The 14,517-nt window shown below is 66.5% G+C and carries 9 protein-coding genes; 8 read left to right on the forward strand and 1 reads right to left on the reverse strand.

Translation table 11 applies throughout. The features are described 5' to 3' along the window. Positions 1–75: 75 nt before the first annotated feature. The 5 genes from BLJ79_RS17435 (at position 76) to BLJ79_RS17460 (ending at position 7,606) form a co-directional block, all read left to right on the forward strand. A complete protein-coding gene (locus BLJ79_RS17435) occupies positions 76–3,540 on the forward strand; it encodes a TM0106 family RecB-like putative nuclease (RefSeq protein WP_071216036.1) in 3,465 nt (1,154 codons plus the stop codon). An 88-nt stretch (positions 3,541–3,628) separates the two neighbouring features. Further along, entirely contained in the window at positions 3,629–3,850 is a 222-nt protein-coding gene (locus BLJ79_RS17440) for a hypothetical protein (RefSeq protein ID WP_071216037.1), read from the forward strand. A 48-nt stretch (positions 3,851–3,898) separates the two neighbouring features. Beyond that, entirely contained in the window at positions 3,899–4,909 is a 1,011-nt protein-coding gene (locus BLJ79_RS17445) for an aldo/keto reductase (protein ID WP_071216038.1), read from the forward strand. 620 nt (positions 4,910–5,529) lie between these two features. Next, positions 5,530–6,534 carry a hypothetical protein gene (locus BLJ79_RS17455; protein ID WP_139194937.1) on the forward strand — a complete coding sequence of 335 codons (1,005 nt, stop codon included), beginning with the start codon at positions 5,530–5,532 and terminating at the stop codon, positions 6,532–6,534. A gap of 190 nt (positions 6,535–6,724) precedes the next feature. After that, positions 6,725–7,606, forward strand: coding sequence for a hypothetical protein (locus BLJ79_RS17460; protein ID WP_139194938.1), 882 nt, complete (start codon positions 6,725–6,727; stop codon positions 7,604–7,606). Between the two features lie 9 nt (positions 7,607–7,615). Here BLJ79_RS17460 and BLJ79_RS17465 read toward each other — a convergent pair whose 3' ends face one another. After that, complete coding sequence (locus tag BLJ79_RS17465) at positions 7,616–8,923, reverse strand: polysaccharide deacetylase family protein (protein ID WP_071216042.1); 1,308 nt, start codon at positions 8,921–8,923, stop codon at positions 7,616–7,618. A 160-nt stretch (positions 8,924–9,083) separates the two neighbouring features. Between BLJ79_RS17465 and BLJ79_RS17470 the strand changes: the two genes are divergently transcribed. Genes BLJ79_RS17470 through BLJ79_RS17480 form a run of 3 tightly spaced genes read left to right on the forward strand, consistent with a single transcriptional unit; the run spans position 9,084 to position 14,517 of the window. Further along, the gene (locus tag BLJ79_RS17470; RefSeq protein ID WP_071216043.1) at positions 9,084–10,541 is read left to right on the forward strand and encodes a DUF3375 domain-containing protein; all 1,458 of its coding nucleotides are present in this window, start codon (positions 9,084–9,086) and stop codon (positions 10,539–10,541) included. Continuing rightward, the gene (locus BLJ79_RS17475) at positions 10,538–11,197 is read left to right on the forward strand and encodes a DUF4194 domain-containing protein (RefSeq protein WP_071216044.1); all 660 of its coding nucleotides are present in this window, start codon (positions 10,538–10,540) and stop codon (positions 11,195–11,197) included. Before BLJ79_RS17470 ends, BLJ79_RS17475 begins: the two co-directional genes overlap by 4 nt. After that, on the forward strand, positions 11,194–14,517 hold the full coding sequence (locus tag BLJ79_RS17480; protein WP_071216045.1) for an ATP-binding protein: 3,324 nt from the start codon (positions 11,194–11,196) through the stop codon (positions 14,515–14,517). Before BLJ79_RS17475 ends, BLJ79_RS17480 begins: the two co-directional genes overlap by 4 nt.

The raw sequence follows: 14,517 nt of genomic DNA on the forward strand, positions 1-14,517 counted from the left end.
CACTGGAATCCAATATGTCGGCGCCTCAGTGCTAGCTTCGAAGCTACGACACTTCGCCAAAGGAGCACCGTCCCCGTGTTTTTCCTCGATCAGGACTTGATCTATTCCGCATCCGACCTCGTGGTGGCGGCCGGCTGCGAGTTCGCTTCCCTGAGCAAGCTCGACGAACGCCTGGGACGCAGCGCCAAGGCCGACTTCGGCCCCGACGAAATGCTCGAACGCACCGCGGTGCTCGGTGATGCCCACGAACACAAGGTGCTCGAGGAACTGCGCGCGCAATTCGGCGACCACGACCCCGCCACCGGTCGGGGCGTCAAGATGCTCGCCGCCGGGGTCCGCGGGGACCGCGCCTCCCTGGTGGCCGCCCACGAGGAAACCCACCAGGCGCTGCTCAACGGTGCCGACGTGGTCTTCCAGGCAACCTTCTTCGACGGGGAATTCGTGGGCTTTGCCGACTTCCTCATCCGCGAGGCCGACGGCTCCTACGCGGTGTGGGACACCAAGCTGGCCCGCCACGCCCGCGTCACCGCCCTGCTGCAGCTGGCCGCCTACGGCGACCAGCTCATCGGCGCCGGGATCCCGGTGGCCGGGCAGACCACCCTGGTGCTCGGGGACAAGACCCACTCGGTGCACCAGATGCACGAACTGCTGCCGGTGTTCAGGGACCGCCGCGCCCGCTTCAAGGCCCTCACCGCCGCCCACCGCGCCGGAGACGACCCGGTCGCCTGGGGCCAGGACGGCATCGGGGCCTGCGGCCGCTGCGACTACTGCGCCGCCCAGGTCGCGGCCCACCGCGACCTGCTGCTGGTCGCCGGCATGAGCTCCACCCGGCGCAAGAAGCTCCTCGAGGCGGGCATCACCACCATCGACGAGCTCGCCGCCTCCAACACCAAGGCCCGGGATCCGCACCACAAGCTCGCCGAACAGGCCCGCATGCAGGTCGGGCTCGGCGCCACCGACGGAACCATCGGCGGGGTCGCCTACAAGATCAACGCCAACCAAACCATTTCCCGGCTCCCGGAAGCCGATCCCGGGGACATCTTCTTCGACTTCGAGGGCGACCCGCTCTGGCAGGACCCCTTCGACGAATCCTGGGGACTGGAATACCTCTTCGGCGTCATCGAGATCGACACCGCCGAACCGGTCTTCAAGCCCTTCTGGGCCCACTCGCGGGCCGGCGAGCGCAAGGCCTTCACCAACTTCGTCGCCTACGTCGAGGCCCGGCGCGCGATCTTCCCGAAGATGAAGATCTACCACTACGCGCCCTACGAGAAGAGCGCGCTGCGGAACCTCTCGCTGCGCCACGTGGTTGCCGAGGACACCATCGATGCGTGGCTGCGCGAGGGACTGCTGGTCGACCTCTACGACACGGTCCGCCACTCCCTGCTGATCTCCGAACGCTCCTACTCCATCAAGAAGCTCGAGCCGCTGTACATGGGCGAGCACCTGCGCGGCGGGGACGTCAAGGACGCCGGGGCCTCCGTGGTCGCCTACGCCAAGTACTGCGAGCAGCTCGAGGTCGATGAGGCGGCGGCCGCACGGATCCTGGAATCCATCCGCGACTACAACGAATACGACTGCCTCTCCACGCTGCGGCTGCGCGACTGGCTGCGGGGCTTGGTCCCGCACCAACCGCACACGCAGTGGGTGGACGAGGCGGCCCTGCCCGGCGTCGATGACGTCGAGCCCAGCGCGGAGGAAATCGCGCTGCGCGAATACCTCGAATCCCTGCCCGCGGACCGCGCCCTGAGCAACGACGAGCGGGCCATCGCCATGGTCGCCGCCGCCACAGGCTACCACCGCCGCGAGGCCAAGCAATTCTGGTGGGAGCACTTCGACCGCCTCGACCAACCCTTCGACGCGTGGGCCGACACCCGCAACGTGTTCCTGGTCGATGACGCCCAGGTGGTTGAGGACTGGCACAAGGCCACCGCCCGCGCCCAGGTGGAAACCCGCGTCACCGAGCTGACCGGCACCATGGCCGAGGGCTCGGACTTCAAGGTCGGCAGCTCCTGGTTTGCCATGTATTCCGCTCCCCTGCCGCCGGAACTGGAACCCAGCAACGCGCAGCGGGCCGGGCTGTTCAATGCCGTGGTGCGGGAAAACGAGGACCGCTTCGTCGTTGCGGAGAAGTCAAGCAAGAAGGTGCCCCCCTTCGGGACGCTGCCGGTGGCCCTGACCCCCGACCAGCCCATCAACACCGCCTCGCTGCGCGAGGCCCTGGCGGAGCTCGCGCGCACCGTGGGCGGCGCCCTGCCCTCGCTGCCCAGGCACCCGGGCATCGACATCCTGCGCAAGTCCGCCCCGCGCTTCAAGACCCTCTCCGCCCCGCCGGCCCCGGCGCTGGCCAACGGGCGACGCAACGTCGTCGGCGCCATCGTCGAGGCCCTGAACGACCTGGACCATTCCTACCTCGCGGTCCAGGGACCTCCCGGGACGGGCAAGACCTTCGTGGCCTCCCACGTCATTGCCGCCCTGGTGAAGCAGGGTTGGAAGGTCGGGGTCGTGGCCCAGTCCCACGCGGTCATCGACAACGTGCTCACCAAGGCCATCACCGGCGCCGGGGTGCACCCCGAGCAGGTCGCCAAGAAACTGAAGGCCGGGGACAAGACCGAGGTCCCGTGGGCCGGCACCACCGACGACGCGGTGGAGGAACTGCTGAATTCCGAGGAGGGCGCGCTGATCGGCGGCACCGCCTGGACCATGACCGGCAAGCGGGTCCCGGAGGGCTCCCTTGACCTGCTGGTCATCGACGAGGCCGGACAGTATTCGCTGGCCAACACCCTGGCGGTCTCCCGCGCCGCAACCCGCCTGCTGCTGCTGGGCGACCCGCAGCAGCTGCCGCAGGTCACCCAGGGCTCGCACCCGCAGCCGGTGGACGAATCCGCGCTGGGCTGGCTCAGCGCCGGGCACCCCACGCTGCCCGAGGAACTGGGCTACTTCCTGGCCGACTCCTGGCGCATGCACCCCGAGCTCTGTGCCAAGGTCTCGGCCCTGAGCTATTCCTCCAAGCTGCATTCGGCCCCCGCGGCCGCCAAGCGCTCGCTGTCCCACGTGCCTGCCGGGGTTTCCACCGTCTTCGTAGAGCACCGGGGAAACACCACCCAGGCGGTGGAGGAGGCGCACGAGGTCATCAACCAGGTCCGCGCCCACATGGGGCTTTCCTGGATCGGGGACGAAGGCAAGGAACCTCGGCCGCTGCTGGCCGAGGACGTGCTGGTGGTCGCCGCCTACAACGCCCAGGTCAACATGCTKCGCACCGCACTCGACGACGCCGGGTTGGCGGATGTGAAGGTCGGCACCGTGGACAAGTTCCAGGGCCAGGAGGCACCGGTGGTGATCGTGTCCATGGCATGTTCCTCGGCCGACGACGCGGCCCGCGGCATCGACTTTTTGCTGAACCGCAACCGGATCAACGTGGCGGTCTCGCGCGGGCAATGGCGCGCCGTGATCGTGCGCTCCCCCGCGCTCACCCACTTCCTGCCCGGCACCCCCGCCGCCTTCGCCCAGCTCGGCGCATTCCTGGCCCTGGGGTCCTAGAAGCCGTCCGCCCGTCCGACCCCGTGGTGCCCCGTCGAATTCATGCCCCCGTCGCCTTTGCGCCATCTTCCCGGGGGAAGGTGGGGGCATGATGATTGCCGATTCCGCGCCGCACAGCCGTTTCTTCACCACCAACCCCATCGCCGGCAGGGCCCTGGCCGCCGAGCTGCACCGCAAGTCCCCGGCCTGGGACCTTGCGGGTTTCCGGTTGCCCTGCACCGATCTGGGGCCCGTGCCCAACCGGAAGCATGCCGGTGATCCGGAGCCGGTCGCTGCGGGCACCGGAAGCACGGTTTCCGTGACGCCGTGAGGCGGCAAATTCCCCGCCGGCCCGTGCCCGCGTGCTAGAAATGAAGTCATGACAACGCGCGCACTGGCCGGAAAAAACGTCAACCCCCTGGGTTTTGGCGCCATGAACATCACCCATGGCTACTCCAACTTCCCCACCGACGACGAGGCCGGGCGGCTGCTGCACGAGGTGCTGGATGCCGGGGTCGACCACCTGGACACCGCCACCCTCTACGGCGGGCACCGCAGCGAAAACCTCATCGGGCAGCACCTGAAAAAGCGCCGCGACGAATACTTCCTCGCGTCCAAGGGCGGCCTGTCCCTGGTCGAGGGCCGCGGGAAGATCGACGGGCGGCCCGACACCCTGCGGGCCCAGGTGGATGCGTCCCTGCAGCGGCTGCAGACCGAGCACATCGACCTCTACTACCTGCACCGACTGGACCCCGCCGTCCCGGTCCAGGAGTCGGTCGGCGCGTTGGCCGAGGCCGTGGCGGCCGGAAAGATCGGCGGCATCGGGCTCTCGGAGATCTCGGCCGCGACCCTGCGCGCCGCCCAGGCGGTGCACCCGATCGCCGCGGTGCAAACCGAATACTCGCTGGCCACCCGGAATCCCGAACTGGGGACCCTCCAGGCCTGCGCGGAGCTGGGCACCGCGTTCGTGGCCTTCTCGCCGCTGTGCCGGGGATACCTCTCGGGCAACCTGCGCGAGACCGCCTCGCTTCCGGCCGGGGACATGCGCCACTCCATGCCGCGCTTCGAGGCGCAGAACTATGCGCACAACCTCGAACTGGTCGACCGGCTGGTCCTGCTGGCGACCCGGCTGGGCACCACCGCCGCCGCACTGTCCCTGGCCTGGGTGCTGACGCAGGGCGATCACGTCCATGCCATTCCCGGCACCACACGCGGCGACCACCTGGCCGAGAACCTCGGGGCGCTGTCGCTGTCGCTGGCCCCCGCGGAGCTTGCCGAGGCCGGGGAGATCATCAACCAGTCCACGATCGCCGGGGACCGCTACAACGTCCACCAGCAGAAGACCATCGACACCGAGGAATTTGCGCCGGTCCCACAGGGAAAATACTGAACCGCCGTAAAGCGTTGGGGAGCACCTCCGGGGTTCCCACAGTCCGTGGATCTGAAATATTCGGTCCACCTTTCGGGGATCGGTTCCCATTCCGTCGTCCAGGGGTCCCGCGTATTCGAAGACGCCACCGCTAAAGCCAGAGAGCCCCCTTTGCGGCTAAAATGTCGCACCGGGCGCCGTCGTCCACACGGAAGGTTGGATGGGCTACGCGAAGCATCCCAGAAAGGGTTTCGACCGCCGACCACGCCCCTGGTCCATGATCCCATCAGCAACTTCGAGTCTTGCCTGCGATGCACCCACCGTGCCGACAGCACCGGGCAACTACGGGTCAAACGGGTCGGGTTCACCTTCCGCTACCCCCATGCGGCACACCCTTGGTTACGTTTCCTCGGCTGCTTGGCCTGGAATCGCATCACGAACCAGCCCGTCTGCGCCAGCTCACCAACGAAAGGCCAAGGAGCTGCCAAAGGCAATTCGGGCTAACCGGCCATGTGCTGCTCAGGTATTCTCAAAGCAACACATGATCGGGATCACTGCAGGCGTAAGTCCCTCGGATAGACTAGGAATAATTCGCGGTCTCACCAGATGCTTCAGACCGCATTAAATCTTGGGGGATACATATGGGCAGACTCAGCACGCGCCCGAAAATGACCATGTGGGCGGGTATGGCGATTTCGGCAGCCCTGCTGCTCACCGGGTGCGGCCAGGCGGCTACGTCGCCAGGAACCACGGTGCCGCCATCGGCGGCACCGGCGGCACCGGCGTCCGTGACAGAAGCTTCGAGCAGGCCGTCGACTCCAGAGGCGATAGAGAGCAGTCCACCCAGCCCCACCAAGGCGACGCTGGAAACGCACAAGATCGCCAACGCCCACTTCCAGATAACGATGCCTTCAGACTGGAAGCTCGAGAAGCTCACCAATGTTGCCGCCCAGGTTCACAAGGACAGTACCGCAAGCTTCAAGATCGTTGCAGCCGACGGCCGACAGCTTGCGGAGATCCGCACCGGTGGTGAAGAAATCTGGGACATCGTCCCCTTGGCCGGACTGGCAAAGAATACGGTTTTCGATTCAGCGGGTGATGGCGAGTTCGGGGGCCTGAACTATGAATTCCTTTCCTACGATGGCCAGGCGGACCAGGCAGAAATGATGCTCACGGCGCTTGATAGCGATTCTGCCGAGACCTGGGGAGACAGGCTCGAAAGTCTCATTTACGCCGGCGGTTCGGGCGAGTTCAGCGCCGCACTGACCAGTAAGTCTGTGCTTCCCGGCGTAGCCGATTCGGTGAAGGGCGCCGAGCGCTTCAAGGCGTATGCCAAGACGGAGGAGTACTCCCAGCTCAAGAAGGCAATGCTCTCGTTCAAGCAGCTCAAGGACGTAGTTCCGGCCGGCTCGGAATCAGCAACTACTGGCCGATGCGCCGGTGCCAAGTTCACCTACGAGCTGGGCGACTCGGGGCTCTCCTGCGATGAGGCCAAGACCTTGTTGACGCGGCTGCTCAAGCAACCCATCCACACCGGCGCGGTGGAACTCACGGGGGTCGGCGCCTGCATGTTGCCCGGTCCTACCCAGCCTGGGCACTGCAACGTCGAAAGCACTGGCGGCACCTTTGAATTCTCGATGAGGTAACCCCTCGCTGCCATCCAAAAGCACCCGTGGAGCACTCGTCACGGACGCTTTTGGATGGCAGTCGTGCGAGTGCCTCCACTGCAAGTGGATCAGGGTCGGTTGAACCAAGCCGTACCTCGACGATGGATAGCGTCCTATTTCTCAAATAATTTAGCTGACCCGCATTTATTGAATCAACGCAGCATCGTCATTGAAAGGCATCACTTTGAAAACACCTCGTATCCTGCCCATCCTGGCTCTTTCTTTTGCCGGCACCATGCTTTTCGCTGGCTGTGCTGCCACCGGGGCTGCAACGCCAGAGGAATCCCCAACAACTTCAGCCTCAGCATCCGAGAAGGTGCCCACCCCGATCGAGCTTGTGCAGAAGACCGACCCTGACAACCTTGGTGAGGGCCTGGTCTACACCAAGATTTCGAAGAATAAAGCGGGCCAGTACGTTGAACTGGGTGCCGACAAGGAGTCGGACTTCGCAACATTCGACCCCACTCTGTGGACGAGCACCGGCAAATCATGGACTGAAGCTGACATGGCCAAGGCACAGCTCACGGCAGTGGACTTCGTGTTCGTTGACATCCTTTCGGGCCCTGCCATCGGTGGAAACAAGGAGGATATTGCAGCTCAAATGGAAGGCTTCAGCAAGCGGCTTACTAAGTCGGATCAGGACCGGGGTGGTGCCAAGGAGTGGGCATCACTTTTTGACGGTCCAGTGAGCGAAAACGGACTCGTTGTATGGGCTGAGCCATCTTTGAACTACTTCTCCGGATACGAGATTTACCAGGCGAAGGACTCCAGCCGCTTCCTCAACCCGACGGTTAAGTTGACCTCAGCCAACTCGTACGACAAAGGCGACTTCCTCGATTCGTCCAAGTCCGAAACCGAGATTGATGGTGCCACCGTCACTGTCGAGGCCTACGTCGATTTGAAGCTCACCAAAGACAAGACTTCTTATTCCAAGCCGGTGCAGGTTACTTACGATGTGTTTTTCATGAAGGATAAGGGCGTGATCGGTGTCCACGGTGCCTCCCTTACGAGTGGCCCCACAGAAAACGAGCCAATGACAGCAAACTTCTAGCCCCGGCGGCTACTTCGATGTGGGCCGGTCGGGGTCGATGACGTCCTTGACGTCGAAGAAGTGCTTCAGCACGGGCCGGTCCCCGCGGTGTTCCTTGGCGAATTGCAGCCCGTCGATGTTGATGCGCGCCTGGCGCAGGTAGCCATCGCCCTTCTGCATCCAGGCCGGGGTGGTCCCGTCGACGCCGTAGAAGAAGTCGAACCCGTCCTTCTTGAGCATGTCGTACTTCGTGCCCTTGTACTTCGGGACCCCGGAGATATCGGCACCGAAGGGGTAGATGAACTGGTCGGTGTCCCCGAGGATGGGGCGCACCTCTTCATCCCACAGCAACAGGTCGTGCTTGATCCGCCGGATCGAGCTTGTGGTCATGTTGATGTGTCCCCAGGCGTGCGAGGCAAAGACCCACCCGTCCTTTTTCAGCGCGGTGGCGACCTCGGTGGCCGTGGCGATGTCCGCATCCAGGGACTTCGAATCCGGGTACTCGCTCTTCGAGGTGCGGTAGCCCAGCACGCCGTTGTAGCCGGTCAAGGCGAGGATGCCCTTGGCCCCGCGGTAGGAAAAGTCAGGGTGCTTCTGAACGAACTCGTCAACCACCGGGGGCATGTCGTAGGCGCCGAGGTGCTTCTTGCCCGCCGCATCCACGTATTCGTTCGTGACCTTGCCGTCGTCATCGATCAGCAGCTTAGAGGCGAACCCGTCACCCTTCATGTATTCGTAGTAGCTGACGTCGTCCTCGGAGAGCACCAGCGGCTTCTTGCCCTTGGGCAGGTGGATGTCCCTGTACTTCATCTTCCCGTTGGCATCCAGGGACGCGATGTCCGCCGGGTTCACCAAGACGTAGTCGCGTGCGTAGAGCTCCGCGAGGATCTTCTTGAATTCGTCCAGGGTGACCATGTAGTCGAGGTAGCCCTGCTCCTTGGAATCCCCGTCGAAGGCCCGCTTGGTGTCAACCACCAGGGAGTGGACGAAGAGGTGGGAGATCTTCGAGTTGTCTTCCCACACCACAGTCTTGGCTGCGGCGGCCTCGATGTCCGCCAGTGCCGCCTCGGCCTCGGCCCCCTCCAACCCGGCCAGCGCCTTTTTCGCCGCCGCATAGTCGTAGCCGGCGGCCAGGGCCTTGGCCTGCTCGATCCGTTCGGCCTCGGTGGGCCCCTCGGCGTGTTCGCTGGGGGAAACCAATGATTGCGGGGCAGAGCCCACGGACGTGGGGTCGTACTGGCTCGGGGGCATGTAGGGCGGGGTGGTGCACCCCGCCAGGACCAGCCCCGAGGCAGTCAAGAGGGCCGCGGCTGCGGCCAGGCGTATCCGAGGTTTCATGGCGTGCCCCTCACTTTTCGTCCCGGTGCGGGGATGGACAGTCCCTCGCGCCTCGGGTCACCGGTGTGGTTCAAACGACCTTACCCAGATTGGGGGCAACCTTAAACGGGCGCGCCGATGGACTAGGATTGTTTGGTCAATCCCCAGCAAAAGGACCGTGATGCGACCTACCCACCAGGCGAGCCCGCTGTGGAGTCAGACGCAACAATTCAGGTCGTCCGCCGCCTGGAAATTGCTCTCCACCGCACCCTGGGCCGTGGCCTTCCTGCGCGCCGAATTCACCAGCGCCAAGCCCCGCGTCGGGCTGGAGGTCTTCCATGCCTCCCTCGAATCCTTCCTCAAGGTCGTGCGTTCCGAGGACCCGGCCTTCAACGACTCGATGACCGCCGCCCAATACGCCGATGCCTGGGTGCGCAACCAGTTCCTGGCCCGCCCGCTGGTCGACGGGCACTTCGTCTACGAACCGACAGCGCAGACCGCCCGCGTGCTGAAGTTCCTCTCGGACTTCTCCGGGGACCGCACCAACCTGAACTCCTCCCGGTTGAACACCCTGCTCACGTCCCTCGAATCCCTGGCCCACGAGACCGACCCGGACCCGGCCGCGCGCATCCGCGCGCTGGAGGCGGAGATCGCGCAGCGCCAGGAGAAGATCGCCTCGCTGCGCGACGGCACCACCCCGGCGGTGCTGCCCCGGGAGGGCGCACTGGCCGCGACCCGCTCGGTGCTCGACATGGCTTCCGGGCTGCCGGCCGATTTCAAGCGCATGCGCGACGGGGTCCAGGAGATGCTCCACGCGCTGCGCGGGGAAATCATGGAATCCTCCTCCGTGAAAGGCGTCGCGGTCGGCGCGGTGCTCGAGGGCGACAAGCAGCTGCGCAGCACCCCGCAGGGCGAAACCTTCCGCGGCTTCACCGAGTTCCTGAACTCCCCCGAGGCGCAGGCGCGCTTCCGCGAGGCCGTCAACGAGGTGCTCGAACGCGACTTCGTCGACGCGCTGGACGCGCAGGAACGCCACACCCTGGCCAACATGCTGCGCGAGCTGCGCCGCCAGGCCTCCGAGGTCCACCAGTCCTACGGCCGGCTCTCCGAGTCCTTGCACGCCTACGTGCAATCGGCCGAGTTCAAGGAGGCGGCGATCCTGCGCGAGGCCGTGCGGGCCGCGGAGATCGCGGTGTCCTCCTCCCGCGTGCTGCACTCGCGCACGCCGGTGGCCCCGATCCGGCTCTATGCCCCGCGCTTCACCTCCATTGCCGCGCTGGGCATCTACGACCCGGACGAACATGTCGCCCCGCCCAAGCTGGCTGCCCCGCCGCCGCTCTCGGTCGCCGACATCCGCCGCACCCCCTCCACCCCCGCCCCGGACATCCCGGCGCTGCACCAGGCGATTGCTTCCTCCCGGGCCAAGGCCGGCGGTTCCGTGGGGTTGCGGGACACGTACGAGACGCTGTCCGCGGAACACCGGCACCTGAACACCATCAGGTACCTGATCGAGACGGCTCGCAACGGCGGGGATTCGATCGACGAATCCTCCCTCGAGGAAATCAGCTTCATCCAGGTCAACGGCGCCACACGCACCGCGTTGGTGCCGTCCATGAGCTTTACGAAGGATCCCGCATGAGCAGCACACTTCCATCCGGCGCCGTCGATGAACGCCGCCTCTTCACCGGCGACACGGGTTCCTTCGAACGGCCGCTGCGCCAGCTGCTGGTGCGCCTGCTGCGCGGTCCCTACCTGGACGGGGTCGCCGACCCGCGGCTCTGGCAGCTGCTGCTGGACCGGCGGGCCGACATCGCAGCCTACGTCGCGGAGATCTTCCTGGTGCTCGAGGTCGATGCCAACCGCAAGATCGCGCTGCTGGCCCCGGTGGACCTGGAGGCCGCGCACACCACCGCGATCGCCCCGCGCCGGGCCCTGAAGCGCGAGGAAACGCTGCTGGCCCTGCGCCTGCGCCTGCTGCTGGAACGCCACGCGGGATCCGGGACCGACGCCGTGATCACCCGCGCGGCCGCCCGCGAAATCCTGCTCGAGCACCGTGTGCCCGGGGACACCGATGACAAGAAACTCGAGGAGAACACCGATGCGGCCCTGACCCGGCTGCTGAACCTCAAGCTCATCCTGCCCACCGAGCTGGCCGACGAGTACAAGGTCTCCGGTGCGCTGGCCCTGGCCCTGCCCTTTGCCGCGATCGAGGAAATCCCCGACTACATCAAGGCCATCGAGCGCGTGGGCACCGATGACACCGACGAATTCGAGCTGGAGACAGAAGAGCCATGAGCATTGAAATGACCCTCCCGCTCTCCGATGCGTTGAACCCCGGACAGCACCGACTCACCCAGATCCAGGTCATCAACTGGGGCACCTTCCACGGCCGGCACACCCTGTACGTGGACCGCGCCGGAACGCTGCTCACCGGGCACCCCGGCGTGGGCAAGTCGACCCTGTTCGACGGCATCGGGCACATCTTCCATGCCGCCCCGCGGCTCAACGAATCCGCGCACGAGGCCTCAACCCGCAAGGACCGCCGCACCACCTACTCGTACATGCGCGGGCGCCGCTTCAAGACCGAGGCCGGGACCCTGTACCAGCGCCCCGGCGCCACCTGGAGCGCCCTGGCCCTGGTGTACGAGGACGGACTGGGCTCGAACGTGTGCATCGGCGCGATCTTCGACCTGCCCGCCAACGGCCTCGAGGGCCAGGTCGGCAAGCACTACGTGATGGGCGACCGGGTGCTGGACACCGCGGCGCTGGAGGAGCACGGGGCACGGCGCTTCACCCCGTCCTCGCTGCAGAAGTCGCTGCCCGGCTTCGAGGCCTTCGACGTGCACCGCGCCTTCGCCGAGAAGTTCCGCCGCCGCCTGGGCATCGACAACGACAAGGCGTTCTCGCTGCTGCGCACGCTGCAGAACGGCAAGGGACTGGACAAGGGCGTGAACCAGTTCTTCCGCTACGAGGTGCTGGAAATCCCCGCGACCATCAAGGCCGCCGCCGGGGCCATCGAGGACTTCTCCCACCTGCGCGGCATCCACCGCCAGCTCGAGGAGGCCCGCGCCCAGCGCGACGCCCTGGCCTCGGTGCCCGAGCAGAAGCTGCGCCACGACGAGCTGAACGCCGAGCTGGCCACGCTCAACGCCCTGGTTTCCACGCAATTGCCGGCCTACGGGGCGCAACTGGCGACCCGCGCCCTGCAGGGCGAGACCGGAACCCTCACCGCGGCGGTCGAGGCCAACTCCGCGCTGATCGAGGAGAGCGCCGCCCGCAAGGAGACGCTGGAGGCCAAGGTCTCCTCGCTGAACGAGCAGCACGAGGCCGGAGGCGGCGCCGGGCTGGCACTGCTGGAGCGCGAAGCGCAGGCCGCCCGCAGGAACCTGGCCGACCGCGAGGCCGTGCTGTCCACGCTGCGCGAAAACTTCGAGGCCGTGGGGCTGAACTTCACCTTCACCGCCTCCGGGCTGCAGGCCATGCGCCGGCAGGCCGCGGTCAGCGCCGAGAATCTGGCCTCCATCGCCAAGGACGCGCGCACCATGGAGTACGAGGCCATGGCCTCGGTCATGAACCTGAAGGACCGCGCCAAGAAGCTGCGGCTCCAGATCGACTCCTACGCCAAGCGGGGCTCCAACATCGACGACCGGTCGATCGCCGCCCGCCGCGCCATCGCCGCGTCCACCAACCTGGACCTCGAGGACCTGCCCTTCGCCGGGGAACTGATCGATCTGTCCCCCTCCCACGGCCAGTGGCGTCCCTCCGCCGAAAAGGCGCTGCGCTCCCTGGCCACCACGCTGCTGGTGAAGGGCGAGGACATCAAGTCGGTCACCCGGGCCATCGACTCGCTCTCCGGGTTGGGCCGGATCCGCTGGATGGACATCTCCAAGACCCCGCGCGAGGTCGTCTCCGGCCCCGGGGACCTGGTGGGCAAGCTCGACTTCAAGCACTCGGAGGCAGGCATCTGGCTGCGCGCGAAGATCGCCGCCGACTACCCGCTGGCCTGCGTCGAATCCGATGCCGGCCTGCACATCCACGACAAGGCCATCTCCCTGGCCGGCACCATCAAGACCGGGTCGGGCACCTTCGAGCGCGACACCCGCGGCGTGGCGGCCTCCGACTACCTGCTGGGCTTCACCAACGCGGAGAAGATCTCCGAGCTGGAAACCAAGCTGGCCGCCCTCGAGGCGGAGACCACCCGCGCCGCCGCGGTGGCCGATGACCGCTCCGCGGCCAAGGACCAGCTCGCCGCCAAGCTGGCCCTGCTCGGCTCCCTGGCCGGGGACGACCGCTCCTTCGCTTCCCTGGACGCCTCCGGCGCGCTGAACACGCTGCAGGACCTGGAGGCCCGCATGGCCGAAGCGCTGTCCAAATCCGGGGACCTGTCGCATGTGCGCCGCTCGCTGGAGGCGGCACGTGCCGAACTCGAGGAATGCGTGGGCACCCTGGCGGTGGCCCGCGCCGAGGCAACCACGCTCGCATCCGCCCTGGACAGGGCGCAGAACGCGTTGCGCGCCGCATCGGTGCGCGAGACCACCACCGAGGCCTGGGCCGCCGAAAAGCTGGCCGCCAGCGAACAGCTGGCCCCGCTCATCAAGCGCCTGGACGAGGGGGCCGCGGTGTCCACCACCGAGCTGGAGGCATCGCTGAACGCGCTGGCCCTGGCCCTGTCCGAGTCCGGGGCCGAGCTCAAGCGCGAGGCCTACACGCTCGAGGCCTCGCTGAAGGACACCTTCAAGGCCTTCGCCCGCGAGTTCGGCAATTCCGCCGCAGCCTCCTACGGCACCTCGGTGGAGTCGGCTGAGCACTACGTCGCCCTGCACCAGGGCATCATCGAGCAGGGGCTGCCGCAGCACGAGGAGGAGTTCCGCGAATACTTCTCCAACCGCTCCTACGAGCGCTTCTCGGACCTGTTGCAGTTGCTGGAGGAGGAACGCCGGTCGATTGCCGAACGCATCTCCCCGCTGAACCAGATCCTGGCCGATGTCACCTTCGAGCACGGGTCCAGGCTGGCCCTCGAGGTCGCCACGACGGTCCCCGACGAGGCGCGGGCCTTCCGCCAGGCGCTGAAGGAGGCGCTGGCCGGCGCGTATTCCTCCCGCGGCGCCGGGACGCTGAGCGAGAGCTACAAGGCGCTCGAGGCCCTGGTGGATGCGCTGGATGATTCCTCGCGCGCAGCCTGGCGCGACACCGTGCTGGACGTGCGCCAGCACGTGACCATCAGCTGCAACGAGCACAAGCCCAACGGCGAGGTCGAGACCGGCCTGGAGCCCGGAACGCTTTCGGGCGGCGAGGGCCAGCGCTTCACCTCCTTCATCATGGGCGCGGCTCTGGCCTACCAGCTGGGATTCGCCACCGCCGGGTTCACCGCCTACGGCACCGTGATGATCGACGAGGCCTTCATCCAGGCGAACTCCGAGTACGCGGCCGCCGGCATCAACGCGCTGCAGGAATTCGGCTTCCAGCTGCTGCTCGCGGCCCCGGAGGACAAGATCGACCTGTCCCGGCACCTGGGATCGGTGTGCGACATCATCAAGCACCCCGAATCCAACGTCTCCGGATTCGTGGCCTCGGGCCGCTCCCCGGCCGTGGCCACGAGCATCATCTTGCGATAG

It is taken from the genome of Arthrobacter sp. UCD-GKA, from assembly GCF_001863355.1.
Lineage (GTDB): Bacteria > Actinomycetota > Actinomycetes > Actinomycetales > Micrococcaceae > Paeniglutamicibacter.

Excerpts from the sequence above, each read along its gene's own strand:
- BLJ79_RS17470 (WP_071216043.1), top strand. The coding sequence starts at position 9,084 with ATGCGACCTACCCACCAGGCGAGCCCGCTGTGGAGTCAGACGCAACAA.
- BLJ79_RS17455 (WP_139194937.1), top strand. The coding sequence starts at position 5,530 with ATGGGCAGACTCAGCACGCGCCCGAAAATGACCATGTGGGCGGGTATG.
- BLJ79_RS17440 (WP_071216037.1), top strand. The coding sequence starts at position 3,629 with ATGATGATTGCCGATTCCGCGCCGCACAGCCGTTTCTTCACCACCAAC.
- BLJ79_RS17480 (WP_071216045.1), top strand. The coding sequence starts at position 11,194 with ATGAGCATTGAAATGACCCTCCCGCTCTCCGATGCGTTGAACCCCGGA.
- BLJ79_RS17465 (WP_071216042.1), bottom strand. The coding sequence starts at position 8,923 with ATGAAACCTCGGATACGCCTGGCCGCAGCCGCGGCCCTCTTGACTGCC.
- BLJ79_RS17445 (WP_071216038.1), top strand. The coding sequence starts at position 3,899 with ATGACAACGCGCGCACTGGCCGGAAAAAACGTCAACCCCCTGGGTTTT.
- BLJ79_RS17475 (WP_071216044.1), top strand. The coding sequence starts at position 10,538 with ATGAGCAGCACACTTCCATCCGGCGCCGTCGATGAACGCCGCCTCTTC.